Below are 1,019 nucleotides of genomic sequence, written 5' to 3' on the forward strand. Positions count from 1 at the left end.
TTCTAGCCATAAGGTCACGAAATCTTGAGCAATCTCTTCACGCTCAACACACGTCAGCGTCATGCGCACAGGTGAGTTGTCCGGATAAAATTCCGGCTCTTTATATTCGAGCACTTCAACTTTATCGCCTTGGCGAATAATGCCCTCATTGCGCGCCACAAGGTTTTGTCCAAAGAACACACCACCTCGTTCATTGGCGCGGAACTGTTGCAACGTTTTGAGCGGCTCTTTGCTTTCACGGAAAGTGCCACGCTGAGTATTGATCGTGGTAAGAATACAACGCTCACAAGGTTTGAGAGATTCGAACTCCACTTCCCCTATTCGGATGCGCTTCCAAGAATCTTCTTCAAATGGCTTGGTACCAGATACGACTAAGTTTGTGCGGAACTGATCCATGGAGTGTTGCTCAGAACTTCTTTTGTTCAATTCCTCTAGCGAAGCTTGGCTGATCACCAACACTGGATAGCCGTCAGCAAAACTCACATTTTGTCCCAGGTTTTCACGGACACGATTGGATTGTTCACCGCTAAAAAGCAACTCTACGCGCTGTCCCAATACCTGACTAAACCAATCATCCGCATCATCGGTAGTCGTGTAAGCGGTGAAGGTATCTTTCCAAACCGTTGCAGGTGTTTCCTGCATTTTGAAATCTTGATAACGGATTTTAAGTGGTTCCATTCCCAAGCTACTGAACACCACCCCATCGGCAAGCAACGCTGATTTCACGGTTACCATTTGAGGGTACTTTCGCGCAGTGATCATCGAACCATCGGCTTTGGCAATCATAAAACGACGGTCAAAACTCAACCCTTGTTTTTCTACCCATGCGGACGAAAGCGACACACCTCCGACTGATTTAACCGGAAAAACATTGATTTGGGATAAAACGGGTTGCGACATAGCCTTCTTCCTACGGGTGATCTTTATTTGTTGCAGTATTGTATACCTAAATGACATTAAGATGCAGATTCACGCATTAGCATTTATCCCAAAATCAAACCGTTAAGAGAGAAAACGAC

General features: G+C 45.6%; 1 protein-coding gene. It reads right to left on the reverse strand.

Annotated features, from left to right (window positions below; all coding sequences use genetic code 11):
• Window positions 1-900: MOSC domain-containing protein (locus R7E00_RS25310; protein ID WP_318124950.1), on the reverse strand; the 900-nt coding region annotated here is incomplete at its 3' end.
• Window positions 901-1,019: the final 119 nt, after the last annotated feature.

Source organism: Vibrio sp. Vb1755 (assembly GCF_033338635.1).
GTDB classification, from domain to species: Bacteria; Pseudomonadota; Gammaproteobacteria; order Enterobacterales; family Vibrionaceae; genus Vibrio; species Vibrio alginolyticus.